This window comes from Streptococcus mitis, from assembly GCF_047465045.1.
In the GTDB taxonomy this organism is placed as follows: Bacteria; Bacillota; Bacilli; order Lactobacillales; family Streptococcaceae; genus Streptococcus; species Streptococcus mitis_DT.
Genome location: NZ_JASHAR010000003.1, coordinates 90,256 through 116,825, shown reverse-complemented (window position 1 = coordinate 116,825; position 26,570 = coordinate 90,256). Strand labels below are relative to the sequence as shown.

Sequence of the window (26,570 nt, the reverse complement as noted above, 5' to 3'; positions counted from 1 at the left end):
TTAAGGGGGTTCTCATGAAACTAAGAATTTTTGCGGAAGACAAGCCGGCTGAGAAGGTATTTGAATATCAATTAGAACTTGCTGATCAGACAATACTTCTATCGACAGCATTCTTGTTAGGTACTATTGCACTAGCAGGGCTACTTTATGCTTTGAAAGAAAAATAAAAATAGAAAAGAGAAAACAACATGGTTTTACCAAATTTTAAAGAAAATCTAGAAAAATATGCGAAATTGTTGGTTGCAAATGGAATCAACGTGCAACCTGGTCACACTTTGGCTCTCTCTATCGATGTGGAGCAACGTGAGTTGGCTCACTTAATTGTCAAAGAAGCTTATGCCTTGGGTGCGCATGAGGTTATTGTTCAGTGGACAGATGATGTCATCAACCGTGAGAAATTCCTCCATGCACCGATGGAGCGTCTGGATAATGTACCAGAATACAAGATTGCTGAGATGAACTATCTCTTGGAGAACAAGGCTAGCCGTCTCGGAGTTCGTTCATCTGATCCAGGTGCTTTGAACGGTGTGGATGCTGACAAGCTTTCAGCTTCTGCTAAAGCTATGGGACTTGCTATGAAGCCAATGCGCATCGCAACGCAATCCAACAAAGTTAGCTGGACTGTAGCAGCCGCTGCTGGACTTGAGTGGGCTAAGAAAGTCTTTCCAAATGCTACGAGCGACGAAGAAGCAGTTGATCTCCTTTGGGACCAAATCTTCAAAACTTGTCGTGTCTACGAAGCAGATCCTGTTAAGGCTTGGGAAGAGCATGCAGCTATCCTCAAGAGCAAGGCCGATATGCTTAATAAAGAGCAATTTTCAGCCCTTCACTACACAGCGCCAGGAACAGATTTGACCCTTGGTTTGCCGAAGAACCACGTTTGGGAATCAGCTGGTGCTATCAATGCACAGGGAGAAGGATTCTTGCCAAATATGCCGACAGAGGAAGTCTTCACAGCACCTGACTTCCGTCGTGCAGATGGTTATGTAACCTCTACAAAACCACTTAGCTATAACGGAAACATTATTGAAGGTATTAAGGTGACCTTTAAGGATGGACAAATCGTAGATATCACTGCTGAGAAGGGTGATCAGGTCATGAAAGACCTTGTCTTTGAAAATGCGGGTGCGCGTGCCTTAGGTGAATGTGCCTTGGTGCCAGATCCAAGTCCAATTTCTCAGTCAGGTATCACCTTCTTTAACACCCTTTTCGACGAAAATGCATCAAACCACTTGGCTATCGGTGCAGCCTATGCGACTAGCGTAGTTGGTGGAGCGGAGATGAGCGAAGAGGAGCTTGAAGCTGCGGGGCTTAACCGTTCAGATGTTCACGTAGACTTTATGATTGGTTCTAACCAAATGGATATCGATGGTATCCGTGAGGATGGGACACGTGTACCACTCTTCCGTAACGGAGATTGGGCAAATTAAGGAGATAATATGTTAGGAAGTATGTTCGTTGGTCTCCTAGTGGGATTTTTAGCAGGTACTCTGACCAATCGTGGAGAGCGAATGGGATGTTTTGGAAAAATGTTTCTCGGATGGATTGGTGCCTTTATAGGCCACTTGCTTTTTGGGACTTGGGGACCGATAATAGCAGGAACTGCCATTATTCCAGCAGTACTAGGTTCCATGATTGTCTTAGCGATTTTCTGGAGACGAGGAAGTTAATTTCTTAAATCTGATACTCAATGAAAATCAAAGAGCAAACTAGGAAAATAGCCGCAGGTTGCTCAAAGCACTGTTTTGAGGTTGTAGATAGAACTGACGAAGTCAGCTCAAAACACTGTTTTGAGGTTGCAGATAGAACTGACGAAGTCAGTAACATATATACGGCAAGGCGACGTTGACGCGGTTTGAAGAGATTTTTGAAGAGTATGAAACGAAAAGGAGGTTGGTCATTGTACCAGCCTCCTTTTGAGTATGATATAATAGTTCTATGAGATTGGATAAATTTTTAGTTGCCTGCGCTGTGGGGAGCCGAACTGAGGTCAAAAACTTGCTCAAGGCTGGTCGCGTGACGGTAAATGGTAAAAAAGAAAAGTCAGCTAAATTGCAGATTGATGAAGAAAGAGATGAGATTCGCTTTGATGGGAAAGTGTTGGAGTATGAAGAGTTTGTCTACTACATGATGAACAAGCCCCAAGGAGTTATTTCAGCGACTGAGGATCCTAAGCACAGAACCGTTCTGGACTTGCTGGATGATATTGCTCGGAGCAAGGAAGTTTTCCCAGCAGGACGCTTGGATATTGACACGCATGGTCTTTTGCTCTTGACCAATGATGGTCAGCTTTCTCATGCTCTTCTTTCACCTAAGCGTCATGTGGATAAGACTTATATGGCTCAGGTTAAGGGAATTATGACTCAAGAAGATGTAGAGATATTTGCTAAGGGTATTCCTCTCAAAGACTTTACCTGTCAGCCTGCTAAACTGGAGATTATGTCGGTAGATTCAGAAAAGAATCAGAGCCAAATCCGTGTGACTATTGCAGAAGGGAAGTTCCACCAGGTCAAACGAATGGTGGCCTATTGTGGCAAGGAAGTAGTAGACTTGCAACGTTTGACTATGGGAACTCTAGTATTGGATGAGAACTTGCAGCGAGGAGAGTGGCGTCGCTTGACCAAGGAAGAATTAGAAGATCTCCGTGCTAGTATTGCTTAATTTAGTTTATATTCGAAAAAGGTGAGGGAGAATGTCCTCGCCTTTTATGTTTTTCAGTTGCTTCCTTTGTGAAAAGAGTTATAATAGACTGTAGAATAAAAGGAGGAATCTATGAACGCGATTCAAGAATCATTTACTGATAAATTATTTGCCAACTATGAAGCAAATGTAAAATACCAAGCGATTGAAAATGCTGCCAGCCACAACGGAATTTTTGCAGCTCTAGAACGTCGCCAAAGCCATGTAGATAACACACCTGTTTTCTCATTGGATTTGACCAAGGACAAGGTAACCAACCAGAAAGCGTCTGGTCGTTGCTGGATGTTTGCAGCCCTTAACACTTTCCGCCACAAGCTCATCTCGCAATATAAATTGGAAAACTTTGAGTTGTCACAGGCTCATACATTCTTCTGGGATAAGTATGAGAAATCAAACTGGTTCTTGGAGCAAGTCATTGCAACCGCAGACCAAGATTTGACGAGCCGTAAGGTTAAATTCCTACTTCAAACACCTCAACAAGATGGCGGTCAATGGGATATGGTCGTTTCTCTCTTTGAGAAATACGGTGTCGTGCCTAAGTCAGTTTACCCTGAGTCTGTTTCATCTAGTAGTAGCCGTGAGTTAAATGCAATACTTAACAAATTGCTTCGCCAAGATGCTCAAATCTTGCGTGACTTGCTTACTTCTGGTGCGGACCAAGCGACTGTTCAAGCTAAGAAAGAAGACCTCTTGCAAGAAATCTTTAATTTCCTTGCCATGTCATTAGGACTTCCACCACGTCAGTTTGACTTTGCTTATCGCGATAAAGATAACAACTACCAAAGCGAAAAGGGCATTACACCACAAGAGTTTTACAAGAAATATGTCAATCTTCCTCTAGAAGATTATGTTTCTGTTATCAATGCTCCAACTGCTGACAAGCCTTACGGAAAATCTTACACAGTTGAGATGTTAGGAAATGTGGTTGGTAGCCGTGCGGTTCGTTACATCAACGTGCCGATGGAGCGCTTGAAAGAGTTGGCAATTGCTCAAATGCAAGCAGGTGAGACTGTTTGGTTTGGTTCTGATGTCGGCCAGCTCAGCAACCGTAAGGCTGGAATCCTTGCGACAGATGTTTATGACTTTGAATCAAGCATGGACATTAAACTCACTCAAGACAAGGCTGGACGTTTGGATTACAGCGAAAGTTTGATGACCCACGCCATGGTCTTGACAGGTGTTGATTTGGATGAAAATGGGAAGTCAACCAAGTGGAAGGTTGAAAACTCATGGGGAGACAAGGTTGGTACCGATGGGTACTTTGTTGCCTCAGACGCTTGGATGGACGAATACACTTACCAAATCGTTGTCCGTAAGGAATTGCTGACAGCAGAAGAACAAGCTGCCTATGAATCAGAACCAATTGTACTCGCACCATGGGATCCAATGGGAGCCTTGGCTGAATAAAAGTATAGAAAAAAGGAATCAGATTTTAGAACCTGATTCCTTTTAAGTTGCTTGATTACATGATGTGAAGAACATGTGCCACAATACCCACTGCGAAGAGTGCAAGGATAATAGTGATTGGAGATACTTTTTTCTTAAGCAAGTACATGCAAAGGAGAGTAAGGAGTAGTCCTGATAGTCCAGGGATCAACATATCCAAGTTTTGTTGGAAAGTAGTAACTTTTTCAGGTGTTTGAGACAATCCTTGTCCTACTTGTGCGAATGCTTCTTGGATACCTTTAGATCCTTCTGGCAATTTATCCCAATGGATATAAGCCTTTTCATCTAGTTGAACTTTGGCAACATCGAAAGCAAATTTAATATTTACCCAACGTTGAACAAGGACAGCAAGAATGAACATACCAAGGATAGAAGCTCCTTTAGTGATGTCTTGAAGGATACCGCCAGACATATCTTTAGTGATTTCTGATCCAGCCTTGTATCCAATCTCTTGTGTATACCACAAGAATGACATACGAATCAAGTTCCAAAGAACGAAGAAGAGGATTGGACCTAAGATATTACCAGTAAGGGCAAGTGAAGCACCGAGTGATCCAAGGATTGGGCGTACTGTAAACCAGAATACTGGGTCACCGATACCAGCAAGAGGTCCCATCATACCGATTTTAACCCCTTGGATAGCAGCGTCATCAATTTCAACACCGTTAGCACGTTCTTCTTCAAGTGCAAGAGTAACCCCCATGATTGGAGCGGCTACGTATGGGTGAGTGTTGAAGAACTCAAGATGGCGTTCAAGAGCAGCGATTTGATCTTCTTTTTTAGTGTAGAGTTTTTTAAGAGCTGGAATTAATGAGTAAGCCCAACCCAAGTTTTGCATACGTTCATAGTTCCAAGAACCTTGTAAGAAAGTTGAACGCCACCAAACTTTTTTACGATCTGATTTAGTTAATTGAAGTTTTTCAGTCATGATGTTTTCAGTCCTTTCTTATCTTAGTAGTCTTCTAGGATATCGCCGATTGGGTCGTTAGAAGTTGCGGCTCCTCCGCCACCATTTCCACCAGTTTTAGAAAGGTGAAGGTAGATAAGAGCGATAGCAACACCGATAGCACCAAATCCGATTAGAGTAATATCTGACACGGCAGCAAGCACGAAACCGATAGCGAAGAATGGCCATACTTCACGAGTTGCCATCATGTTGATAACCATAGCGTAACCAACGGCAACGACCATACCACCACCGATAGCCATACCATCTTTAAGCCAATCAGGCATAGCATTTAGAATGCTTTGTACGGTTTCAGTTGGTACCATTAGAAGGAGTGCTGCAGGGACTGCAATACGAAGACCTTGAAGAAGAAGTGCGACAAAGTGAGCACGTTCAACTGCTTTGAAGTCACCTTTTTTAGCAGAAGCATCAGCAGTGTGAACCAATCCGACAGAGAGTGTACGGACAATCATAGTCAAGAATAGACCAGCAACTGCAAGAGGGATAGCAACTGCTTGGGCAACACCGATACCTGTCTTAGTAAAGTCGCCACCAAGAACCATGATAATGGCAGCAGCAACAGAAGCAAGAGCAGCGTCAGGAGCTACGGCAGCTCCGATGTTAGCCCAACCAAGGGCGATCATTTGAAGAGAACCACCAAGGATGATCCCTGCTTCAAGGTTACCAGTAACAAGACCGATAAGGGTACAAGCTACGATTGGTTGATGGAATTGGAACTGGTCGAGGATACCTTCAAGACCTGCTAGGAAGGCTACAACGACTACTAAAACCATAGAAATAATAGACATCTTTAAAATCCTTTCATAAAATCGATTATTGCACGTTTGCTTTGTTGATCAAGTCAAACAAATCTTTTTTGGTGTCGTTTGGTACTTTACGTACATCAAATTCAACACCAAGGTCACGCATTTTTTCAAATGTAGCAACGTCTTCTTTATCCATAGACAAAACGTTGTTAACCATTGTTTTACCAGTTGAGTGAGCCATTGATCCAACATTAAGAGTTTTGATTGGCACGCCACCTTCGATAGCACGAAGGGCATCTTGAGGTGTTTCAAACAAGATAAGGGCATGTGTTCCTCCGAAGCGAGGGTCTTTTGCAACGTCGATTAGTTTTTGGATAGGAACAACGTTTGCTTTCACTTTACCTGGAGCTGCTTGTTTAATCAATTCTTTACGTAATTCGTCTTTAGCTACGTTATCTGAAGCAACGATGATACGGTCTGCTTTTGAATCTGGAGTCCAAGCAGTTGCAACCTGACCGTGAAGGAGACGTGTGTCAAGACGAGCAAGATTGATTTTCAATTTACCATCCCCGATAACAGTTCCTTCTGGGATAGCAGCTTGGGCAACTGGAGCAGCTGCAGCAGTTGCAACTTCTTCAGCTGGATTTAACTCTTCTGGAAGAGCTTTGATGCCATCTTTGGCTTCTTTAATAATATTAGCAGCGACTTTTTCTACACCTGCAGCAGCGTCCATCAGGCGCTCTGTGTAGGCTTGGATTAACATCGGTAAGTTAAGTCCTGTGATGATGGCAAACTTACGCTCAGGATTTTCTCCCATCACGCGACTAGCTTGGTTGAATGGAGATCCACTCCAAAGGTCAGCCAAAACTAGAACCTCATCTTCTGCGTCAAATGCAGCAACAGCGTTATTAAACTTAGCGTATAAATCATCAGGACCTTCATTTGGCATAAAGGTTACAACTTGAACCTTTTCTTGTTCACCAAAGATCATAGATCCTGACTGATGAATACCCGCAGCAAATTCGCCGTGGCTCGCAATAATGATTCCGATACTCATTATTGTCATTCCTCCTTTTTTGTTTTAGTTTTCGTTTAAGAAAACTTTAAGACTTTTTAAGTATAAACCGTTTTCATCTAAAAATCAACTATTTATCATAAAATAATTAAAAAGATTACATCTGAAAATATTGATATATTGAGTTTTAGAGAAGTTTTTTTGAATCCTTATTTAAAAATTTAATATAAAAAAGTTGGAAGCGTATTCCAACTTTTAAAATAGGTTTTTATTAGATTAGTGGGTGAAGTCGAGTACCATACGTCCTTGAATTTGACCTTTTTCCATTTCGTCGAAAATTGCCACAGCATCTTCTATTGGACGTTTTTGAACAACTGGAACTACCAAACCTTCAGCACCGAATTGGAAGGCTTCTTCCAAGTCTTTACGAGTTCCAACGAGAGAACCGATGACTTGGATTCCATCTAGAACAGTTTTCACGATGCTGAGTTCCATCATTTCAGAAGGAAGACCAACAGCGACTACGCGACCACCGGCACGAACTGAGTCAACAGCCTGGTTGAAGGCAACTTTAGACACAGCAGTTACGACAGCTGAATGAGCTCCACCATCAGTTTTTTCCTTGATGAGTCCAGGTACATCTTCAACTTCGAGGCCGTTAATAACAATGTCCGCACCTACTTCTTTTGCAAGGGCAAGTTTGTCGTTATTGATATCAACTGCGATGACATGAGCATTGAATACTTTTTTAGCGTATTGAACAGCTAGGTTACCAAGTCCACCAGCACCGTAAAGAACAACCCATTGACCTGGTTCAACTTTTGCTTCTTTTATAGCTTTATAGGTTGTTACACCAGCACATGTGATAGAAGAGGCTTGGGCTGGATCAAGTCCGTCAGGAACTTTAACAGCATAGTCAGCAGTTACGATACATTGTTCAGCCATACCACCATCTACTGAGTAGCCAGCATTTTTTACTGTACGGCAAAGAGTTTCACGGCCAGTTGTACAGTATTCGCAAGTGCCACATCCTTCAAAGAACCAAGCAACGCTGACGCGGTCACCGACTTTAAGGCTTTTCACATCTGGGGCAATTTCTTTAACGATACCAACACCTTCGTGGCCAAGAACGCGTCCTGGTACTTGACCAAAGTCACCATGGGCAACGTGGAGGTCAGTGTGGCAAACACCACAGTATTCAATTTCTACAAGTGCTTCCCCAGTTTCAAGTGGACGGAGTACTTTTTCTTCAACAGCAACACCAGTGCTTTCTGGATTTACAACAACAGCTTTCATAGCTATCCTCCTTGATATTAACTGAGAGCAGGAGAAACAGGACTGGATTGATTTTATGTCAACAGAGTCGAGTGTGACGTGCTCTCTTGTATTTATATGTGAAGTATATCACAAAAGAAAGCCTTTTCCAAGGTTTTGGAGGCAAAAAGTAGAACAATCGATTAACTGGTTGATGAGACTGTGAAAAGAACACAAAGACCAGCTCGCAAGCTGGTCATACTCTTCGAAAATCAAATTCAAACCACGTCAGCTTCGCCTTGCCGTACTCAAGTACTGCCTACGGCTAGCTTCCTAGTTTGCTCTTTGATTTTCATTGAGTATCAGTATGGACTATAAGAATAAGTCTTGCAGGGTTTTGGCAACTCCGTCTTGGTCATTTGTCAAGGAAATTTGCTCATCTGCATAGGGGAGTAGCTCTGGGTTGGCATTTTTCATTGCATAACCTTTCCCAGCAAAAGCAAGCATTTCGGTATCATTGTGCTCATCTCCAAAGGCAATCAAATCTTTTTTGTCACGGTTCATTACCTTGAGCAAGTAGTCCAAAGCAAAGGCTTTGTTGACACCTTTTGGGGTACACTCAAGGATATTGAGCGGCCCTCCCCAGGTATTGATAGACAGTTGATGCTGGTAGAAGGCGTTCATTTCTTTTGCCAAGGCATACTTGTCACTGGCTCTGGTCTGTAATAGGATACAGTTAGGATCTTTGGTCACTAATTCAGGTTGAAATTGATCTTCAGGGTGGAAAGCTTCTACGCCAAATAGTTTGGGATTGGCAATTTCTTCATTAGGATTTGTAATGTAGAATTTTTTACGGTATTCTCCAGCGATAAAATCGGCTTGAATGTCCTCTGAACGTCGAACCATGTCTAGCAGATATTTTTTGTCTACAGTCAAACACTTTTCAAAATCCCAAACTTGGTCTGGTAAATGAGTAAGGGAGCCGTTGAAATTAATCATAGGAGTATTTAAGCCTAATTCACGGTAGAAATCTTTTGACATTCGGTAAGGGCGCCCTGTCGTAATAATAACCTGATGCCCTTTTCCAGTAACTTTTTTTATGGTTTCTTTGGTAAAGTCAGAAATCTGACTGTCTGAGTTGAGCAGGGTTCCATCCAGGTCAACTGCAATAATTTTTTTCGTCATAGGGACCTTTCTAGTGTCTTTTCAGATAAGATGTCTACTATTATAACAGAAAGCAGGCAGAAAAGCAGATTCGAAACAAAAAAAGAAATTTCATCAAATTCTTAAATAAATCAAACAAAGATATTGAAAAAGTGAATGATAAATGATATAATTCTATTATTGTTCGTAAAAATTAAAAGGAGATTGATAATGGACAAATTATTTAAACTAAAAGAGAACGGTACAGACGTTCGTACAGAGGTTCTCGCTGGTTTAACAACTTTCTTTGCAATGAGCTATATTCTCTTTGTAAACCCACAAATTCTTTCGCAAACAGGAATGCCTGCTCAGGGTGTATTCCTCGCAACGATTATCGGTGCAGTTGCTGGTACCCTGATGATGGCCTTCTACGCCAACTTGCCATATGCTCAAGCGCCAGGTATGGGACTCAATGCCTTCTTTACCTTTACAGTTGTATTTGGACTCGGTTATTCTTGGCAAGAAGCCCTAGCTATGGTCTTCATCTGTGGAATTATCTCATTGATTATCACTTTGACAAATGTTCGTAAAATGATCATTGAATCGATTCCAAATGCCCTTCGCTCAGCTATTTCAGCTGGTATCGGTGTCTTCCTTGCCTATGTAGGGATTAAGAATGCTGGACTTTTGAAATTTACGATTGATCCAGGTAACTATACTGTTGTAGGAGAAGGGGCTGACAAGGCTCAAGCAACGATTGCAGCAAACTCTTCAGCAGTTCCAGGCTTGGTTAGCTTTAATAATCCAGCTGTTTTGGTGGCTCTTGCAGGACTTGCTATCACAATCTTCTTTGTCATTAAAGGGATTAAAGGGGGAATTATCCTTTCTATCTTGACAACAACTATTCTTGCTATTGCAGTTGGTTTGGTAGATTTGTCTAGTATCGATTTTGCTAATAACCATGTTGGTGCAGCCTTTGAAGACTTGAAGACAGTTTTTGGTGCAGCTCTTGGTTCAGAAGGTTTGGGAGCTTTGATTTCAGATACAGCTCGCTTGCCTGAAACTCTGATGGCTATTCTTGCCTTTTCATTGACAGATATTTTTGACACGATTGGTACCTTGATCGGTACAGGTGAAAAAGTTGGTATTGTAGCAACAAATGGTGAAAATCACCAATCAGCTAAATTGGACAAGGCTCTTTACTCTGACTTGATTGGTACTTCAATTGGTGCCATCGCTGGTACTTCGAACGTAACGACTTATGTTGAGTCTGCTGCTGGTATCGGTGCAGGTGGACGTACTGGTTTGACAGCCTTGGTCGTGGCAATCTGTTTTGCAATCTCAAGCTTCTTTAGTCCACTTCTAGCGATCGTACCAACAGCCGCTACAGCTCCAATCTTGATTATCGTTGGGATTATGATGTTGGCTAGCTTGAAAAATATCCATTGGGACGATATGTCTGAAGCGGTTCCTGCTTTCTTCACATCTATCTTTATGGGATTCAGCTACTCTATCACTCAAGGGATTGCAGTTGGTTTCTTGACTTACACTTTGACTAAGCTTGTCAAAGGTCAAGCTAAAGATGTTCATGTAATGATTTGGATTTTGGATGCCTTGTTTATCCTTAACTACATCAGTATGGCACTATAAATGCTATAATATAAAAAGGGGTTCTCCCCTTTTTATATTATAGTTACTTGAAAATTGCTTCAAACTAGGTAGGTGATTTTGATTGAATGGTAGGAGTATGATTGATGATAAAAAAGAATATTTGGGATGAAGTATTAAACAGGGGGAAGTGGTTAATAATCTTTCTAGTAGGGCTTTTGTTTTCTCAGTTTCCTTTAGCCCTAGCAACTTTTTTAACTAGCAGAAAATTTCAACTGCTTCAAACGGGACTATTAGTAGGGGCCTTATCTCTTGTGGTTTTAACTGTATTTATAATAGGTGCTAGGAAAACACAGTTGGCTAGTTTTGGTTTATCGTTTTTCAAGGCTAAGGATTTGGCTAGATTGGCCTTAAGCTATCTAGTGATTCTTGCCTTTAATATTCTTGGTGTGGTCTTACTGCATTTGATGAATGAAACAACAACCGGCAATCAATCAAATATTAATGATTTGGTCCAGAATAGTTCCTTAATTTCCAGTTTTTTCTTACTGGTTCTAATAGCTCCTATTTGTGAGGAGATTTTATGTCGAGGAGTGATTCCTAAAAAACTCTTTCGTGGTAAAGAAAATGTGGGTTATATAGTCGGTGCTATTATCTTTGCCTTGCTTCATTTACCGACAAATCTACCTTCTCTTCTTATCTATGGAGGAATGTCAACTGTGCTAACTTGGACAGTTTATAAAACCCAACGTTTGGAAATGTCTATCTTACTTCACATGGTTGTTAATGGAGTTTTTTTCTGTTTGTTGGCTCTCGTGGTGATTTTGAGTCGGACATTAGGGATCTCTGTTTAAGATTTTTGACAATTGCTTACTTGTTTCTACTGGGAAAAAGATGAATGCAATCGTGTCCATCTTTTTCTTTTTATGGTAAAATAGAGAAATAATATGGTGAAAAGCCTTGAGGGAGTGACCGATATGTCAAGTAAAGCCAATCATGCAAAGACAGCTATTTGCGGAATTATCAATGTAACCCCAGATTCCTTTTCGGATGGTGGTCAATTTTTTGCTCTTGAGCAGGCACTTCAGCAGGCTCGTAAATTGATAGCAGAAGGAGCCAGCATGCTCGATATCGGTGGAGAATCAACTCGGCCGGGAAGTAGCTATGTTGAGATAGAAGAGGAAATCCAGCGTGTTGTTCCAGTGATTAAAGCGATTCGCAAGGAAAGTGATGTCCTTATTTCTATCGATACTTGGAAGAGCCAGGTGGCAGAGGCCGCTTTGGCTGCTGGTGCTAATCTAGTTAATGATATCACTGGTCTCATGGGTGATGAAAAAATGGCTCATGTGGTAGCTGAAGCGAGAGCGAAAGTAGTCATTATGTTTAATCCAGTTATGGCACGACCTCAGCACCCTAGCTCGCTCATCTTTCCTCATTTTGGCTTTGGTCAAGCTTTTACAGAGGAAGAGTTAGCTGACTATGAAAAATTACCAATTGAAGACTTGATGGAGGCTTTCTTTGTACGAGCACTAGCGAGAGCAGAGGAAGCTGGGATTGCTCAAGAAAACATCCTGCTGGATCCAGGAATTGGCTTTGGTCTTACCAAGAAAGAAAATCTGCTTCTTTTACGGGATCTGGATAAACTACATCAGAAAGGCTATCCAATCTTTCTTGGAGTGTCGCGCAAGCGATTTGTCATCAATATCCTTGAAGAAAATGGTTTTGAAGTCAATCCTGAGACAGAACTTGGTTTCCGCAATCGGGACACGGCTTCGGCTCATGTAACCAGTATCGCTGCGAGACAGGGTGTAGAAGTGGTGCGCGTGCATGACGTAGCTAGTCACAGGATGGCAGTTGAAATTGCCTCCGCTATTCGTCTGGCTGATGAAGCGGAAAATCTAGATTTAAAACAATATAAATAAGATGAAAGAAATTGAAAATAATCAGTGGATTGCCAACTACCGGACGGACCAACCGCATTTTGGCTTGGAACGAATGGTGGGACTGTTAGCTTTGCGTGGCAATCCCCATCTCAAACTCAAGGTCATCCATATCGGAGGGACCAATGGCAAGGGGTCTACCATTGCTTTTTTGAAAAATATGCTAGAAAAACTAGGGATGAGAGTTGGAGTTTTCAGCTCGCCCTATCTCATTCATTATACAGACCAGATTAGCATCAATGGGGAATCTATCCCAGAGGCTAGACTAGAAGCCCTCATGGCAGACTATCAGTCTTTGCTGGAGGGAGAAGCGGCTGCCAATTTGGAGGGGACAACTGAGTTTGAGATTATTACAGCCATAGCCTATGACTACTTTGCCTCAGAGCAAGTAGATATGGCCATCATGGAAGTCGGCATGGGTGGACTTTTAGATAGTACCAATGTCTGTCAGCCCATTTTGACAGGAATTACGACTATTGGATTGGACCATGTAGCCCTACTTGGTGACACCTTGGAAGCCATAGCAGAGCAGAAAGCTGGTATTATCAAACAAGGTATTCCCTTGGTAACAGGTCGTATCGCTCCAGAAGCTTTGGCTGTGATTGACCGCATTGCGGAAGGGAAAGATGTGCCGAGACTTGCCTATGGGAAAGATTATCAAGTTTGTCATCAAGAGAGTGTGGTAACGGGTGAAGTCTTTGACTATACAAGTGCTGTCAGACAAGGTCGCTTCCAGACTGGCCTGCTTGGTTTGCACCAGATAGAGAATGCTGGGATGGCCATAGCTTTACTTGATACTTTTTGTCAAGAAGATGGTCGAGAGTTACCAGCTAATACTTTGCTTGCTCAAGCCTTGGAAGAAACAAGTTGGCCAGGGCGTTTGGAAATCGTGTCAAGAGATCCCTTGATGATTTTGGATGGAGCCCACAATCCCCATGCTATCAAGGCTTTATTAGCAACCTTGCAAGAACGCTTTGCAGATTATCGTAAGGAAATCCTCTTTACTTGTATCAAAACCAAGGCCTTGGAGGATATGTTGGATTTGTTGGAGCAAATCCCAGATACCGAGCTTACCCTGACACATTTTGACGATAGTCGGGCGACTGATGAAAACGTGCTGAAAGAGGTAGCCAAGTCTAGAAATCTCAGCTACCAAGGTTGGCAGGATTTTCTAGAGCAAAAATTGACAGATAAAACAGAAGAGAAACAAACAGTTAGGATTGTCACAGGTTCCTTGTATTTTTTGAGCCAAGTGAGAGCCTATCTGATGGAGAGGAAGAATGAAAATGGATACACAAAAGATTGAAACAGCTGTAAAAATGATTATCGAGGCTGTAGGAGAGAACGTTAATCGCGAAGGCTTGCAGGAAACGCCTGCTCGAGTGGCCCGTATGTACCAAGAGATTTTTTCAGGTCTTGGTCAAACAGCGGAGGAACATTTGTCAAAATCCTTTGAGATTATCGACGATAATATGGTGGTAGAAAAGGATATCTTTTTCCATACCATGTGTGAACACCACTTTCTACCATTTTATGGTAGAGCGCATATTGCCTACATTCCAGATGGCCGTGTGGCAGGTTTGTCTAAGCTAGCCCGTACGGTTGAAGTTTATTCGAAAAAACCACAAATTCAAGAACGTTTGAATATCGAAGTGGCCGATGCCTTGATGGACTATCTAGGTGCTAAAGGAGCCTTTGTTGTCATTGAGGCGGAACATATGTGTATGAGCATGCGTGGTGTTAGAAAACCAGGCACTGCAACCTTGACGACAGTAGCTCGAGGTCTATTTGAAACAGATAAGGACCTTCGAGATCAGGCTTATCGTTTAATGGGACTATAAAAAGAATCCGCTTCAAGCGGATTTTTCTAGAAAGGAATCATTATGGATCAACTGCAGATTAAGGATTTGGAAATTTTTGCTTATCATGGTCTTTTTCCTAGTGAGAAGGAATTGGGGCAAAAATTTATCGTTTCAGCCATCTTATCTTATGATATGACCAAGGCGGCTACAGACTTGGATTTGACAGCCTCTGTCCATTACGGAGAATTGTGTCAGCAGTGGACGGCTTGGTTTCAGGAAACAACTGAGGACTTGATTGAAACGGTAGCCTACAAACTGGTAGAACGTACCTTTGAGACCTATCCTCTTGTCCAAGAAATAAAGCTGGAACTGAAAAAACCTTGGGCGCCAGTGCATTTGCCACTAGATACTTGCTCGGTAACCATTCATCGCCGCAAGCAACGAGCCTTTATCGCCCTAGGAAGCAATATGGGAGATAAACAAGCAAACTTGAAACAAGCCATTGAGAACATGCGAGCTCAAGGTATCCATATTCTCAAAGAGTCCAGTGTCTTGACGACGGAGCCTTGGGGAGGTGTCGAGCAAGATAGCTTTGCTAATCAAGTGGTTGAGGTTGAAACCTGGTTGCCGGCCCCAGTTCTATTAGAGACCTTGTTAGCCATTGAGTCAGAGATGGGACGGGTGAGAGAAGTACATTGGGGGCCTCGTTTGATTGATTTGGACTTGCTCTTTGTGGAGGATCAGATTCTTTATACAGACGACCTCATCTTGCCTCATCCTTACATAGCGGAACGCCTTTTTGTCCTTGAGTCCTTACAGGAAATTGCACCTCATTTTATCCATCCTACATTAAAGCAACCTATTCGTAACTTGTATAATTCTTTGAAAAAATAGAAAAACTCTAGTTTTCAGTCACTTGCAACTGAAGGCTAGAGTTTTTAAAATAGGTCATTTTCTTCTGGGAGGAGGATAGTTTCTCTACCGTCCATGTCTAAAACCAGTACTCTTGGCGGATAAAGAGGGTCAAAAGGATGGTTAAAGTCAAAATCAATAGCTGTAGGGAGGTGTTGACTTGAAAAGTGGAAGGTAATTTTTCCTTGGTTATTTAGCAATTGAAACTCGAGTTCTTCTTCCAATTCAAAGACATTTTTTAAGAAGTGGTCGATGATATACCAAAAAGAGTCAATAACGTCATCAGGCAAGCTGGTAACAATGCCAAAACTAGCCGATCGCATGTGGGTATTGGTAAAAGCCATATCTCTGCCCCCTTTCTTTTCCCTTATCATACAGCAAATAGGATTAAAAATCAAGAAAAGGTGATTTTTTCTTCATAAACATAGTTTTCTATGAAATTTTTTTCAAACAATCTTCAAAAAACACTTGAAAGTGTTTACAAATAGTGATAAAATGGAATAAGTGGAATCATGAAAACGAAATTTTCATACCGTCTCTTTTTTTTAGAGTCTCGTGAGGTATGATATAGAAAGGAAATGGAATGAATACAGACGATACAGTAACGATTTATGATGTCGCCCGTGAAGCAGGAGTTTCAATGGCGACAGTTAGCCGTGTAGTCAATGGCAATAAGAATGTAAAAGAGAATACCCGTAAAAAAGTGCTTGAGGTGATTGATCGTTTGGATTACCGTCCAAATGCCGTGGCGCGTGGTCTTGCAAGTAAAAAGACAACCACTGTCGGTGTCGTGATCCCCAATATTACCAATGGTTATTTCTCAACGCTTGCCAAAGGGATTGATGATATCGCTGAAATGTACAAGTACAATATTGTCCTTGCTAATAGTGATGAGGACAATGACAAGGAAGTTTCAGTTGTCAATACACTGTTTTCTAAGCAAGTAGATGGTATCATCTTTATGGGTTACCACTTGACTGAAAAAATTCGTTCAGAGTTTTCTCGTTCTCGGACACCGGTTGTTCTTGCAGGAACTGTGGATGTAGAACATCAGCTTCCAAGTGTCAATATTGACTACAAACAAGCTACGATTGATGCAGTGACCTACCTTGCTAAAGAAAATGAGCGCATTGCTTTCGTAAGCGGTCCATTAGTGGATGACATCAATGGTAAGGTTCGTTTGGTTGGCTACAAGGAAGCCTTGAAAAAAGCAGGGATTTCTTATAGCGAAGGATTGGTATTTGAATCTAAATACACTTATGAAGACGGCTATGCCTTGGCAGAACGCTTGATTTCATCAAACGCAACTGCAGCAGTTGTAACAGGTGATGAATTGGCAGCAGGTGTCTTGAACGGTCTTGCTGATAAGGGTGTGTCAGTACCAGAAGAATTTGAAATCATTACTAGTGATGATTCACAAATCTCACGCTTTACCCGTCCAAACTTGACAACTATTGCCCAACCTCTTTATGACCTTGGTGCTATTAGTATGCGTATGTTGACTAAGATTATGCACAAGGAAGAGTTGGAAGAACGTGAAGTTCTCTTACCTCATGGTTTGACAGAACGTCGTTCCACACGAAAACGTAAATAGAAAAAATCAGGGAATCGTGAAGATTTCCTGATTTTGCTTTCTAGAGTAGGAGTTATACTCAATGAAAGTCAAAAGGCAAACTAGGAAGCTAGCCGCAGGTTGCTCAAAGCACTGCTTTGAGGTTGCAGATAGACGCTGATGTGGTTTGAAGAGATTTTCGAAGAGTATTAGCCTTCCATATAGTCTTTCAAAGCCTGTCCTGTTAGTCCGGCATTGAGGGCGATGAGGAGTTTCAAACGGGCTTTTTGGGCGTTGAGTTCTTTAACAAAGAAGACACCAGATTTTTGCAACTGTACGCCTCCACCCTGGTAGGCATAAACAGGCTCAGCGATACCGTTAAAGCATCGTGAAACTAGGGCGACTGGGATTCCTTTTTGTAGAAGGCTTTCTAACTTTTCAGCCGTTTCTTTGGGAATATTACCAGCTCCGAAGGCTTGGATAATCAAACCGTCCAATTGTTCCAAATCCAGCATATCAATTAGCTCATCTGTCATACCGGCATAAGCCGAGATGATAGGGACCAATCCTTGTATGTGATCAAGGTCAAAGCGGACACGGGGCTCAGCTGTTTTAAAGTAGAGTATTTCCTGTTTCATAATCAGACCAAGGGGGCCATGTGTTGGGGTCTGGAAGGTACCGACGTTGGTCGTATGTGTTTTGGTGACATACTTGGCAGCGTGGATTTCATCGTTCATAACGACCAAAACTCCTTTGTCAGCAGCCCTGTCATCGCTAGCCACTCGCAAAGCACTTAGGTAATTATAAACTCCGTCACTACCGAGTTCATTGGAGCTGCGCATGGCCCCTGTTAGAACGATAGGCATATGGGGAACTTCCATGGTATCAAGGAAATAGGCTGTTTCCTCTAAAGTATCGGTCCCGTGTGTGATTACCACTCCATCGTAGTTAGCAGCTTCCTCTTTGATTTTTTGGTAGAGGGCCAGCATATGCTTGGGTTTGATATGAGGGCTTGGCAGGTTAAAAAAGTCCAAGGCGTGGACTTGGATTCCTTCAAGAGGGTTGGACACATGGTTCATGGGATTATCTGAACTTGTCACAACAGCGCCAGAGGCATCGGCTTGCATGGAAATAGTTCCACCTGTATGTAAAACAAGGATTTTCTTAGGCATGATTTACTCACTCTTTCTGAAATGTGGTATAATCATTGTATCACAAAAGGGGAGATTGGGATAGGATGGAAGTCAAAGCTGTTTTTTTTGATATCGATGGAACCTTGGTTAACGATCGTAAGAGTGTTTTGAAATCCACTAAGGACGCGATTAAGATCGTCAAAGAACAAGGGGTACTGGTTGGCGTAGCAACGGGGCGAGGACCTTTTTTTGTTAAGGAATTGATGGACGATTTGGATTTGGACTTTGCGGTAACCTATAATGGCCAGTATATCTTTACTAAAGAAAGAGTCTTGTTCACGAGCCCGATTTCCAAGTTACACTTGCGCCATCTCATTACTTATGCTAAAAAAGAGGGCAAGGAGATTGCCCTAGGGACCAAGGATGCCATGTTGGGTTCCAAAATCATGTCCTTTGGTCTGGGTTCTTTTTCCCAACGAATCAGTCGCTTCGTTCCCTCAGTTTTAACTCGAACAGTGAGTCATTCCTTTAATCGTATGGTCAGCAAGGTTGTTCCCCAAAAGGAAGAAGACCTGCTTCATCTAATGAATCAGCCTATCTACCAAGTTTTGATGTTGATGACGCCAGAAGAATCTGAGAAGGCAGCAGCTGATTTTGAAGACTTGAAATTGACACGTAGCAATCCTTTTGCAGCAGATGTCATCAATCAAGGAAACTCTAAATTGGAAGGCATACGCCGAGTCGGGAAAGAATATGGTTTTGACCTTAACCAAGTCATGGCTTTTGGTGACTCAGATAATGACCTTGAAATGCTGGCTGGTGTCGGTATGTCGGTCGCTATGGGAAATGGTAGTAGCAGTGTCAAGGAAGTTGCCAAGCACATTACCACTAGTAATCAACAGGACGGAATCCACAAGGCCTTGGAACATTTCGGTGTTCTAGCCTCAGAAAAAGTCTTTGTCAGCCGTGACTATCATTTCAATAAGGTCAAGACCTTCCACCACATGATGGATGAACGAACCCAAGAAGAACCACGAGCTTGGGATTTAGAAGGTGCAACCCACAGGGCTGGCTTTAAAATAGAAGAATTGGTGGAGTTTGTTCGAGCTGCCAGCCCTTCTGAAGAGGATTTTGGTCAAGCTCTATCGCAACTTCATCAAGCCCTTGATAAAGCAGCAGATAAAGTAGCCAAGAAGACGCCTGCTCAACAAGATTTGATAGGGCAGGTGGATGCCTTGATTGATACGCTTTACTTCACCTACGGTAGTTTTGTCTTGATGGGGGTGGACCCAGAACGTATTTTTGATATTGTTCATCAGGCCAATATGGGGAAAATTTTTCCAGATGGCAAGGCTCATTTTGATCCAGTGACCCACAAAATCTTAAAGCCAGATGATTGGGAAGAAAAATATGCTCCAGAACCTGCCATTAAAAAGGAACTGCAGCGCCAGCTCAAGGCTTATGAACGTCATAAAGAGAGAAATAGACAGTAAACAAAAAGTAAACAAAAAGGAGCTCTGGGCTCCTTTTCTTCGTGATTATAAGGTTTTTTCTTGTTCTCTCACAACCAGCAAATCAACCTTAGCATGGCGGAGGATATATTCAGATGAAGATCCGACCAAGAGGCGTTCAAAGGCGTTGAGACCAGTTGCGCCAACGAGGATGAGGTCCACTTCCTCAGCATCGGGAATAGTACGTGCCAGTAGGGTCTTTGGATTTCCCATTTCAATGACGATATGAACATCTGCCACACCAGCATCTTTAGCACGTTTTTCGTACTCTTTCATCAAACTTTCAGCGTCGACTTGGAGTTCTTCGTAAACTTCAGCATCAAAGGTGGATACGCTTTGGAGAGCGCGTGTGTCAATGACATGTGCGATGGTGAGTTTAGCGTCGTTTCGTAGAGCAGAATGAACTCCCTTGACAAAAGCCAAGTCTGCTTCTTTAGAACCATCGATTGCGACCATGATATTTTGGTAACGTTGTGCCATAATGAAACCTCCTGAAATTTTCTTACTATAATTGTAAACCTTTTCACTATAGAAGTAAAGCAAAAAAAGTATTTTTCAAAAGAATATTAGCGCTTAAAATCTATATAAATATATGATAAAATAAAAGAAAGGATAGCAGGAAAGAAGTGAAGGGAGGGAGAATGATGAAAAACGCTTTTCAAAAATCAAATTTCCTTTATTATGGAATTATCCTAGTTTCAGTCTTGCTAGAAGTTATCATGGTCTGGCAATTAGAGAAGCTAATTCCGCTTCTCTATCCAGGTTTTGTTGGCTTTTTAGTCTTTCACCTACTCTACCATTTTCTATTATTCCTGGTTGCAAAACGAAGTGGGCGTTGGGATTATTTGATGATATGGGGGCTTTTCCTCATGTTCAATCTTCTTTATGACTCCTTTTTAGGCTTGCTTTTTCTAGGTTTATCTTTTGGTATGTGATGTGACTTTCGCAAAATACCTGCTATCTCCCCTGTCTTGACCTCGCTTTTAGCGAGGCTTTTCTTCTATAGAATTTTAGTAACACATTTCAGTAAACTTGTCGCATTTTCTTTCTAGTGGTATAATGTTACTATCCTGATGAATTGAGGAAACAAGATGAAAGAATATAACAAGTCTAGTAAGTTAGAGCATGTTGCTTATGATATCCGTGGTCCTGTTTTGGAAGAAGCCATGCGGATGCGAGCAAACGGAGAAAAAATTTTACGTCTGAATACAGGAAATCCAGCAGAATTTGGTTTTACAGCGCCAGACGAAGTCATTCATGACTTGATTATGAATGCGCGTGATAGTGAAGGTTACTCTGACTCCAAAGGGATTTTCTCAGCCCGTAAGGCTATCATGCAGTATTGCCAATTGAAGAAATTCCCAAATGTAGATATTGATGATATCTACCTTGGAAATGGTGTTAGTGAGCTGATTGTCATGTCCATGCAGGGGCTTTTGGACAACGGGGATGAAGTCTTAGTGCCAATGCCAGATTATCCTCTCTGGACAGCAGCTGTCAGCCTAGCTGGGGGAAATGCCGTTCACTATATCTGTGATGAAGCTGCAGAATGGTACCCAGATATTGACGATATCAAGTCAAAAATCACTTCCAATACCAAGGCGATCGTCCTTATCAATCCAAATAATCCAACTGGAGCCCTTTATCCGAAGGAACTCTTGTTGGAGATTATTGAGATTGCCCGTCAAAACGATTTGATTATCTTTGCGGATGAAATTTACGACCGCATGGTCATGGATGAACATGTGCATACGCCTGTGGCGAGCTTGGCACCAGATGTCTTCTGTGTTAGCATGAACGGTCTGTCAAAATCTCACCGTATCGCTGGTTTCCGTGTAGGTTGGATGGTCTTGTCTGGACCTAAGACACATGTTAAAGGCTATATCGAAGGGCTCAATATGCTGTCCAATATGCGCCTTTGCTCTAATGTTTTGGCTCAACAGGTCGTACAAACTTCCCTAGGTGGTCACCAGTCGGTCGATGAATTGCTCCTTCCTGGTGGACGAATTTACGAACAAAGAAACTTCATCTACAATGCCATTCAAGATATTCCAGGTTTGTCTGCCGTTAAACCTAAGGCTGGACTCTATATCTTCCCTAAAATCGACCGCAATATGTACCGCATCGATGATGATGAACAGTTTGTCCTTGATTTCTTGAAGCAGGAAAAGGTTCTCTTGGTTCATGGTCGAGGCTTCAACTGGCAGGAACCAGACCATTTCCGTATCGTTTACCTTCCTCGTGTTGATGAACTGGCCCAAATCCAAGAAAAGATGACTCGTTTCTTGAAACAGTATCGTAGATAGGGCTTACATTCGAAAAAGCTGGAAACATTTGCCTAGAGCTATTGACAAAAGTAAAAGAATCAGATAGAATAGTAAAGTATGTTTAGTAACTGATCACTTTATAGCCGGCTAAACGAATACAAAATCTATGAGGAGGTATTCATCGTGAAACGTACTTATCAACCAAGTAAACTTCGTCGTGCGCGCAAACACGGATTCCGTAACCGTATGTCAACTAAAAACGGTCGTCGCGTATTGGCAGCTCGTCGTCGTAAAGGACGCAAAGTTTTGGCTGCATAATCCAAACGAATTATATCAAAAATCAGTAGGAACTCGAGTCTACTGATTTTTATTTTTGTAAAAAAAATCAAAATACTTTATATTTTTGCTCAAATAGTGTATAATATTTCACATACTGTAAAAATGGAGAATAATCATGAAGAAATCAAAAGTTATGCTTTTTGGAGCTATGGCTTTGACAGCGGGTCTAGCTCTAGCGGCATGTGGGTCTTCCCAATCAAGCAATGCAGATAAGACTTACTCTTATATCTTTGTCAACAATCCAGATACCTTGGATTACATTACCTCTACACGAGACTCTACATCTAGTATCACAACTAACTTGATTGATGGTTTGTTGGAAAATGACCAGTATGGCAATCTCATTCCATCTATGGCTGAGTCATGGACTGTGTCAAAAGATGGCTTGACTTACACTTATAAAATTCGTCAGGGAGCTAAATGGTACACTTCGGAAGGAGAAGAGTATGCGGATGTAACGGCTCATGACTTTGTGACAGGTCTCAAGTATGCGGCTGATAAAAAAGCTGAAAACTTGTACTTGGTACAAGACTCTATCAAGGGGCTAGCAGACTATGTTGAAGGGAAAACATCCGATTTTGGAACTGTTGGTGTGAAGGCAGTGGATGATTACACACTACAATACACCCTCATCCAACCTGAAACTTATTGGAACTCTAAAACAACAGCAAGTATCCTTAGTCCTGTAAATGAAGCCTTCTTGAAGTCTAAGGGAGATGACTTTGGAAGTGTGACACCATCAAGTATCTTGTCAAATGGTCCTTACTTGTTTAAATCTTTCACATCAAAATCTTTGATTGAATTTGATAAAAACCCTAATTACTGGGATAAGGACAATGTTAAAATCGAGAAAGTGAAACTCTCTTTCTTTGACGGATCTGACCAAGACAGCATTGCTAGAGGTTTCTTGGATGGTAACTATACAGATGGTCGTATCTTCCCAACAAGTTCAGTCTTTGCTGAACTCAAGAAGGGAAATGAGGACAAGATTACTTATACACCACAAAACTCAGTTACCTTCTACTATCTTTTCAACGTCAATCGTCAAAGCTACAAGCAGACGATGAAACAGTCTGATAAGGAAAAGACAGATTCACGCGCAGCTATGCAAAATAAGGATTTCCGTCAAGCTATCAACTTTGCCTTTGACCGTCATGCTTATGCAGCACAGACAAATGGTGAAGAAGGAGCAGACCGTATCTTGCGTAATACAGTTACACCAAGTGACTTTGTCCAAGTTGGTGATAAGAACTTCGGTGATGTTGTTAATGAGAAAATTGTCAACTATGGTAAAGATTGGGCAAATATCAATCTAAACGATGGTAAGCAAGCCTTCTTGAACCCTGACAAGGCCAAAGAGAAATTTGCGAAGGCCAAAGAAAGCCTGCAAGCACAGGGAGTAACCTTCCCAATTCATTTGGATATGCCAGTTGACCAGACTGCTAAGTTGGATGTGCAACAGGCTGGATCTTTCAAACAAACAGTGGAAGAAACTCTTGGTAAGGATAATGTAGTCATCGACGTAATTCAACTTTCTCCAGATGAAAAAGACCAGGCAACCTACTTTGCAGATACAGCAGAACAAAAAGACTACGATATCGACATCTCAGGATGGGGTGGAGATTACTCAGATCCTAAGACTTATCTAGCTATTCTTGATCCAGAGACAGGTTCTCAGTTGAAAAACATGGGCTTGTCTGAAGGAAAAGATAAGGAAGTCAAGGATAAGATTGGTCTTTCTGACTATAAGAAACTCTTGGATCAGGCAGACGCTGAAATCACAGATACTCAAGCTCGCTACCAAAAATATGCTGAAGCCCAAGCTTGGTTGACAGATAGTGCCTTGTTCCTACCAGTTCAAAGTGGTGGAGCCAACCCAATCTTCCGTAAGACTGTACCGTTTACAGGCCCATTCTCATTCGTTGGGAATAAAGGAAATGCTGACAACTATAAATATGTTGAACTGCAAAAAGAGCCAGTAACCGCTAAACAGTACCAAGAACTCTATGAAAAATGGCTGAAAGAAAAAGCTGAGTCAAATAAAAAAGCTCAGGAAGATTTAGCTAACCACATTCAATGATATTCCTAGTTATGCTTTTCAGTTAATACTCTTCGAAAATCTCTTCAAACCACGTCAGCGTTGCCTTACCGTAGGTATGGTTACTGACTTCGTCAGTTCTATCCACAACCTCAAAACACTGTTTTGAGCAGCCTGCGGCTAGCTTCCTAGTTTGCGCTTTGATTTTCATTGAGTATAAGCATAGTGGCTGGATTCAGAAAAAGGCCTTATCAGACGCTTCTTGCTTCTGGTAGGGCCTTTTCTTTATTCTTTTAAGTGATAAGAGTAGCTAGCGACAACGACATCTTGGTGCCAACGGAGTGCATATTTGAGTTTGAGGCTCATTTGATTGTGTAGAATATTTTGCCAAGGTTTATTAGGGATAAACTGGGGAACGAGGACAGTGACTGTATAGTTCTTTCTCTGGGCCTCCTCAGAGATTCGTTTAACATACTTGACAGTAGGGGTGATGATGTCGCGGTAGCTGGTCTTGATGTTCTTCAGAGTAATGGTTGGGAAGTAATCGGCAAATTCTTGGAGAATTTCTTGGTCTTTTTCTGCTGTTTCCTTGGTAGAAATATGCATGGCTAGGACTTCGTCACCGATACTTTGAGCGTAGTTAATGGCTCCGACACTGACTCGGGTAACATTTCCTACTAGGACGAGGACAAGATTGCCGTCGTAAGTACGTTTTTCGATGCCTTCATAGAGACGTAGTTGTTGGGCCACTTTTTGGTAATGACTGTGAATCGCCAAGAAGAGTAGAGTGAGTACGAGAATAATCGGGAAGAAAGGCCAGATATCACTGAGACGGAAAAAGAGCAAGATTAGTACAATCGCGTAGCAAATGATTGCCCCAAGGATATTAGCAAGAGCAGGTTTTAAGAAATTTGCCCCTTTTTCTTTTTTCCAATGGAGAATCATCCCAGTCTGAGAAAGGGCAAAGGGAACGAAGACCCCGATAGTATAAAGGGGAATCAAACGTTCGGTATTGCCATTAAAAATGAGAAGAAGAATCATAGCCCCAAATGCCAGAGTTAAAATTCCATTAGAGTAACCTAGGCGGTCTCCTTTTTCCATAAAGAGATGGGGCATGTATTTGTTTTTAGCCATATTGTAAGCTAGCATAGGGAAGGCTGAAAAGCCAGTATTTGCAGCTACGGCTAAAATCAAGGCTGTGGAGAATTGGAAGATATAATAGCCAAGGTGACCTAAGAAGGAATTTCCAAGGATGCCTTGAGCCATCTGTGAGAGGATAGTTTCTCCGTGTTGAGGCATAATCCCCATCCAGTAGTTTAGGAAGGTAATGCCTGCAAAAAGAAAACCTAAAATCAATGACATGATGGTCAAGGTCTGAGCGGCATTCTTTTCTTTTGGAGTCTTGAAAAAGGGAACGGCATTTGAAATAGCTTCAACCCCTGTCAGAGAGGCAGAACCACTGGTAAAGGCTCTTAGAATGAGAATGATAGACAGACTCGGTACAGCATGCCCAATAGGTGAAGTTGCCTGATAGCTGAGAGACCCTGTCATTAGTTGAAAGATTCCGTAGAGCAAGAGAAAGACAGTACTGATGATAAAGAGATAGACAGGAATCATCAGAGAGCTGGCAGATTCTTTCAATCCTCTTAAATTCAAGAGCATGAGCAGGCAGGCTAGGAAAATAGAGATATGAAGATTGTAGGGATGGAGGGCAGGGATGGCTGCTGTAATAGCATCAGCTCCAGACGCAACGGATACGGCTACTGTCAGCATATAGTCAACAAGGAGGCTGCCCCCTGCAATCAAGCCTAGTTCAGGGGAGAGATTTTCCCGAGTAACCATATAAGCCCCACCACCTTGAGGATAGGCGTGGATGATTTGACGATAGGAAATGGTCAAACTAGCGAGGAGTAAGAGGACAAAAATACCGATAGGGAGGCTCCACCAAATAGCGAGAGGAGAGAGACTGACTAAAACGAGAATGACTTGTTCAGGTCCATAGGCAATAGAAGACAGGGCATCACTGGATAACATTGCAAGTGCCTGCATTTTCCCTAACAATCCCCCTTCGCCGTCTGTGAGAGACTTGAGTGGTCGACCGATAAAGGTATATTTTAATTTTCTAAACATTGTATTTTCCTTTTCTGAAAATTTCAATAAGTGCTATTATACTGCTTTGGGAAAATAGCGTCAAGAG

The 26,570-nt window shown here is 42.0% G+C and carries 26 protein-coding genes; 17 read left to right on the top strand and 9 right to left on the bottom strand.

The annotated features are described in order from the left end of the window. The first annotated feature begins 14 nt into the window (after positions 1–14). From QM409_RS03305 to pepC, 5 genes are all read left to right on the top strand, one after another. Complete coding sequence (locus QM409_RS03305; RefSeq protein WP_261011333.1) at positions 15–167, top strand: hypothetical protein; 153 nt, start codon at positions 15–17, stop codon at positions 165–167. Positions 168–188: 21 nt separating this feature from the next. Beyond that, the gene (locus QM409_RS03300; RefSeq protein ID WP_084890653.1) at positions 189–1,430 is read left to right on the top strand and encodes an aminopeptidase; all 1,242 of its coding nucleotides are present in this window, start codon (positions 189–191) and stop codon (positions 1,428–1,430) included. 9 nt (positions 1,431–1,439) lie between these two features. Next, complete coding sequence (locus QM409_RS03295) at positions 1,440–1,670, top strand: GlsB/YeaQ/YmgE family stress response membrane protein (RefSeq protein ID WP_000901572.1); 231 nt, start codon at positions 1,440–1,442, stop codon at positions 1,668–1,670. 268 nt (positions 1,671–1,938) lie between these two features. Continuing rightward, a complete protein-coding gene (locus QM409_RS03290) occupies positions 1,939–2,661 on the top strand; it encodes a pseudouridine synthase (protein ID WP_414305681.1) in 723 nt (240 codons plus the stop codon). A 111-nt stretch (positions 2,662–2,772) separates the two neighbouring features. Beyond that, positions 2,773–4,107, top strand: coding sequence for an aminopeptidase C (pepC, locus tag QM409_RS03285; RefSeq protein WP_049499889.1), 1,335 nt, complete (start codon positions 2,773–2,775; stop codon positions 4,105–4,107). 55 nt (positions 4,108–4,162) lie between these two features. Here the strand turns inward: pepC and QM409_RS03280 are convergent, their stop codons facing one another. The 5 genes from QM409_RS03280 to QM409_RS03260 all read right to left on the bottom strand — a co-directional run bounded on the left by QM409_RS03280 (position 4,163) and on the right by QM409_RS03260 (position 9,313). Next, the gene (locus tag QM409_RS03280) at positions 4,163–5,074 is read right to left on the bottom strand and encodes a PTS system mannose/fructose/sorbose family transporter subunit IID (RefSeq protein ID WP_000136864.1); all 912 of its coding nucleotides are present in this window, start codon (positions 5,072–5,074) and stop codon (positions 4,163–4,165) included. Between the two features lie 23 nt (positions 5,075–5,097). Beyond that, positions 5,098–5,901 (bottom strand): PTS mannose/fructose/sorbose transporter subunit IIC, encoded by an 804-nt coding sequence (locus QM409_RS03275; protein ID WP_000022716.1) that lies wholly within the window; start codon positions 5,899–5,901, stop codon positions 5,098–5,100. Positions 5,902–5,926: 25 nt separating this feature from the next. Then, positions 5,927–6,916: a PTS sugar transporter subunit IIB gene (locus QM409_RS03270; protein ID WP_049547111.1), complete on the bottom strand. Its 990-nt coding sequence runs from the start codon at positions 6,914–6,916 to the stop codon at positions 5,927–5,929. A 234-nt stretch (positions 6,917–7,150) separates the two neighbouring features. Further along, entirely contained in the window at positions 7,151–8,170 is a 1,020-nt protein-coding gene (gene adhP / locus QM409_RS03265; protein ID WP_000649185.1) for an alcohol dehydrogenase AdhP, read from the bottom strand. A gap of 330 nt (positions 8,171–8,500) precedes the next feature. Then, on the bottom strand, positions 8,501–9,313 hold the full coding sequence (locus tag QM409_RS03260) for a Cof-type HAD-IIB family hydrolase (protein WP_084926982.1): 813 nt from the start codon (positions 9,311–9,313) through the stop codon (positions 8,501–8,503). Positions 9,314–9,502: 189 nt separating this feature from the next. Here QM409_RS03260 and QM409_RS03255 point away from each other — a divergent pair, with 189 nt between their 5' ends. From QM409_RS03255 to folK, 6 genes are all read left to right on the top strand, one after another. Then, positions 9,503–10,921, top strand: a complete 1,419-nt coding sequence (locus QM409_RS03255; protein ID WP_000359266.1) for an NCS2 family permease — start codon at positions 9,503–9,505, stop codon at positions 10,919–10,921. 104 nt (positions 10,922–11,025) lie between these two features. Then, positions 11,026–11,733: a lysostaphin resistance A-like protein gene (locus QM409_RS03250; RefSeq protein WP_414305237.1), complete on the top strand. Its 708-nt coding sequence runs from the start codon at positions 11,026–11,028 to the stop codon at positions 11,731–11,733. Between the two features lie 93 nt (positions 11,734–11,826). Further along, positions 11,827–12,801 (top strand): dihydropteroate synthase, encoded by a 975-nt coding sequence (gene folP / locus QM409_RS03245; protein WP_414305238.1) that lies wholly within the window; start codon positions 11,827–11,829, stop codon positions 12,799–12,801. A 1-nt stretch (position 12,802) separates the two neighbouring features. Then, positions 12,803–14,125 carry a bifunctional folylpolyglutamate synthase/dihydrofolate synthase gene (locus tag QM409_RS03240; protein ID WP_414305239.1) on the top strand — a complete coding sequence of 441 codons (1,323 nt, stop codon included), beginning with the start codon at positions 12,803–12,805 and terminating at the stop codon, positions 14,123–14,125. Continuing rightward, the gene (folE, locus tag QM409_RS03235; RefSeq protein ID WP_414305266.1) at positions 14,106–14,660 is read left to right on the top strand and encodes a GTP cyclohydrolase I FolE; all 555 of its coding nucleotides are present in this window, start codon (positions 14,106–14,108) and stop codon (positions 14,658–14,660) included. Before QM409_RS03240 ends, folE begins: the two co-directional genes overlap by 20 nt. Positions 14,661–14,702: 42 nt before the next feature. Further along, a complete protein-coding gene (gene folK, locus QM409_RS03230) occupies positions 14,703–15,515 on the top strand; it encodes a 2-amino-4-hydroxy-6-hydroxymethyldihydropteridine diphosphokinase (RefSeq protein WP_414305240.1) in 813 nt (270 codons plus the stop codon). A 44-nt stretch (positions 15,516–15,559) separates the two neighbouring features. On the opposite strand, the gene QM409_RS03225 is transcribed toward folK, so the two are convergent. Further along, complete coding sequence (locus QM409_RS03225; RefSeq protein WP_000886035.1) at positions 15,560–15,877, bottom strand: DUF960 domain-containing protein; 318 nt, start codon at positions 15,875–15,877, stop codon at positions 15,560–15,562. A gap of 239 nt (positions 15,878–16,116) precedes the next feature. Here QM409_RS03225 and ccpA point away from each other — a divergent pair, with 239 nt between their 5' ends. Next, positions 16,117–17,127, top strand: a complete 1,011-nt coding sequence (gene ccpA, locus QM409_RS03220) for a catabolite control protein A (protein WP_414305241.1) — start codon at positions 16,117–16,119, stop codon at positions 17,125–17,127. Positions 17,128–17,294: 167 nt separating this feature from the next. On the opposite strand, the gene QM409_RS03215 is transcribed toward ccpA, so the two are convergent. Continuing rightward, on the bottom strand, positions 17,295–18,257 hold the full coding sequence (locus QM409_RS03215) for an asparaginase (RefSeq protein ID WP_414305242.1): 963 nt from the start codon (positions 18,255–18,257) through the stop codon (positions 17,295–17,297). 65 nt (positions 18,258–18,322) lie between these two features. Between QM409_RS03215 and QM409_RS03210 the strand changes: the two genes are divergently transcribed. After that, positions 18,323–19,711, top strand: a complete 1,389-nt coding sequence (locus QM409_RS03210; protein ID WP_261187645.1) for a Cof-type HAD-IIB family hydrolase — start codon at positions 18,323–18,325, stop codon at positions 19,709–19,711. Positions 19,712–19,756: 45 nt separating this feature from the next. On the opposite strand, the gene QM409_RS03205 is transcribed toward QM409_RS03210, so the two are convergent. Continuing rightward, positions 19,757–20,209: a universal stress protein gene (locus QM409_RS03205; RefSeq protein ID WP_000079148.1), complete on the bottom strand. Its 453-nt coding sequence runs from the start codon at positions 20,207–20,209 to the stop codon at positions 19,757–19,759. Between the two features lie 161 nt (positions 20,210–20,370). Between QM409_RS03205 and QM409_RS03200 the strand changes: the two genes are divergently transcribed. The 4 genes from QM409_RS03200 to QM409_RS03185 all read left to right on the top strand — a co-directional run bounded on the left by QM409_RS03200 (position 20,371) and on the right by QM409_RS03185 (position 24,415). Further along, positions 20,371–20,664 carry a hypothetical protein gene (locus QM409_RS03200; RefSeq protein WP_064276411.1) on the top strand — a complete coding sequence of 98 codons (294 nt, stop codon included), beginning with the start codon at positions 20,371–20,373 and terminating at the stop codon, positions 20,662–20,664. Between the two features lie 156 nt (positions 20,665–20,820). Beyond that, the gene (locus QM409_RS03195; protein WP_261101666.1) at positions 20,821–22,035 is read left to right on the top strand and encodes a pyridoxal phosphate-dependent aminotransferase; all 1,215 of its coding nucleotides are present in this window, start codon (positions 20,821–20,823) and stop codon (positions 22,033–22,035) included. Positions 22,036–22,179: 144 nt separating this feature from the next. Next, positions 22,180–22,314, top strand: coding sequence for a 50S ribosomal protein L34 (gene rpmH, locus QM409_RS03190; protein WP_000831905.1), 135 nt, complete (start codon positions 22,180–22,182; stop codon positions 22,312–22,314). Between the two features lie 136 nt (positions 22,315–22,450). Then, positions 22,451–24,415 (top strand): peptide ABC transporter substrate-binding protein, encoded by a 1,965-nt coding sequence (locus QM409_RS03185; RefSeq protein WP_414305243.1) that lies wholly within the window; start codon positions 22,451–22,453, stop codon positions 24,413–24,415. 243 nt (positions 24,416–24,658) lie between these two features. Here the strand turns inward: QM409_RS03185 and QM409_RS03180 are convergent, their stop codons facing one another. After that, positions 24,659–26,503: an APC family permease gene (locus tag QM409_RS03180; protein WP_414305244.1), complete on the bottom strand. Its 1,845-nt coding sequence runs from the start codon at positions 26,501–26,503 to the stop codon at positions 24,659–24,661. Positions 26,504–26,570 lie beyond the last annotated feature (67 nt).

Excerpts from the sequence above, each read along its gene's own strand:
- QM409_RS03305 (WP_261011333.1), top strand. The coding sequence starts at position 15 with ATGAAACTAAGAATTTTTGCGGAAGACAAGCCGGCTGAGAAGGTATTT.
- QM409_RS03300 (WP_084890653.1), top strand. The coding sequence starts at position 189 with ATGGTTTTACCAAATTTTAAAGAAAATCTAGAAAAATATGCGAAATTG.
- QM409_RS03295 (WP_000901572.1), top strand. The coding sequence starts at position 1,440 with ATGTTAGGAAGTATGTTCGTTGGTCTCCTAGTGGGATTTTTAGCAGGT.
- QM409_RS03290 (WP_414305681.1), top strand. The coding sequence starts at position 1,939 with ATGAGATTGGATAAATTTTTAGTTGCCTGCGCTGTGGGGAGCCGAACT.
- pepC (WP_049499889.1), top strand. The coding sequence starts at position 2,773 with ATGAACGCGATTCAAGAATCATTTACTGATAAATTATTTGCCAACTAT.
- QM409_RS03280 (WP_000136864.1), bottom strand. The coding sequence starts at position 5,074 with ATGACTGAAAAACTTCAATTAACTAAATCAGATCGTAAAAAAGTTTGG.
- QM409_RS03275 (WP_000022716.1), bottom strand. The coding sequence starts at position 5,901 with ATGTCTATTATTTCTATGGTTTTAGTAGTCGTTGTAGCCTTCCTAGCA.
- QM409_RS03270 (WP_049547111.1), bottom strand. The coding sequence starts at position 6,916 with ATGAGTATCGGAATCATTATTGCGAGCCACGGCGAATTTGCTGCGGGT.
- adhP (WP_000649185.1), bottom strand. The coding sequence starts at position 8,170 with ATGAAAGCTGTTGTTGTAAATCCAGAAAGCACTGGTGTTGCTGTTGAA.
- QM409_RS03260 (WP_084926982.1), bottom strand. The coding sequence starts at position 9,313 with ATGACGAAAAAAATTATTGCAGTTGACCTGGATGGAACCCTGCTCAAC.
- QM409_RS03255 (WP_000359266.1), top strand. The coding sequence starts at position 9,503 with ATGGACAAATTATTTAAACTAAAAGAGAACGGTACAGACGTTCGTACA.
- QM409_RS03250 (WP_414305237.1), top strand. The coding sequence starts at position 11,026 with ATGATAAAAAAGAATATTTGGGATGAAGTATTAAACAGGGGGAAGTGG.
- folP (WP_414305238.1), top strand. The coding sequence starts at position 11,827 with ATGGTGAAAAGCCTTGAGGGAGTGACCGATATGTCAAGTAAAGCCAAT.
- QM409_RS03240 (WP_414305239.1), top strand. The coding sequence starts at position 12,803 with ATGAAAGAAATTGAAAATAATCAGTGGATTGCCAACTACCGGACGGAC.
- folE (WP_414305266.1), top strand. The coding sequence starts at position 14,106 with ATGGATACACAAAAGATTGAAACAGCTGTAAAAATGATTATCGAGGCT.
- folK (WP_414305240.1), top strand. The coding sequence starts at position 14,703 with ATGGATCAACTGCAGATTAAGGATTTGGAAATTTTTGCTTATCATGGT.
- QM409_RS03225 (WP_000886035.1), bottom strand. The coding sequence starts at position 15,877 with ATGGCTTTTACCAATACCCACATGCGATCGGCTAGTTTTGGCATTGTT.
- ccpA (WP_414305241.1), top strand. The coding sequence starts at position 16,117 with ATGAATACAGACGATACAGTAACGATTTATGATGTCGCCCGTGAAGCA.
- QM409_RS03215 (WP_414305242.1), bottom strand. The coding sequence starts at position 18,257 with ATGCCTAAGAAAATCCTTGTTTTACATACAGGTGGAACTATTTCCATG.
- QM409_RS03210 (WP_261187645.1), top strand. The coding sequence starts at position 18,323 with ATGGAAGTCAAAGCTGTTTTTTTTGATATCGATGGAACCTTGGTTAAC.
- QM409_RS03205 (WP_000079148.1), bottom strand. The coding sequence starts at position 20,209 with ATGGCACAACGTTACCAAAATATCATGGTCGCAATCGATGGTTCTAAA.
- QM409_RS03200 (WP_064276411.1), top strand. The coding sequence starts at position 20,371 with ATGATGAAAAACGCTTTTCAAAAATCAAATTTCCTTTATTATGGAATT.
- QM409_RS03195 (WP_261101666.1), top strand. The coding sequence starts at position 20,821 with ATGAAAGAATATAACAAGTCTAGTAAGTTAGAGCATGTTGCTTATGAT.
- QM409_RS03185 (WP_414305243.1), top strand. The coding sequence starts at position 22,451 with ATGAAGAAATCAAAAGTTATGCTTTTTGGAGCTATGGCTTTGACAGCG.
- QM409_RS03180 (WP_414305244.1), bottom strand. The coding sequence starts at position 26,503 with ATGTTTAGAAAATTAAAATATACCTTTATCGGTCGACCACTCAAGTCT.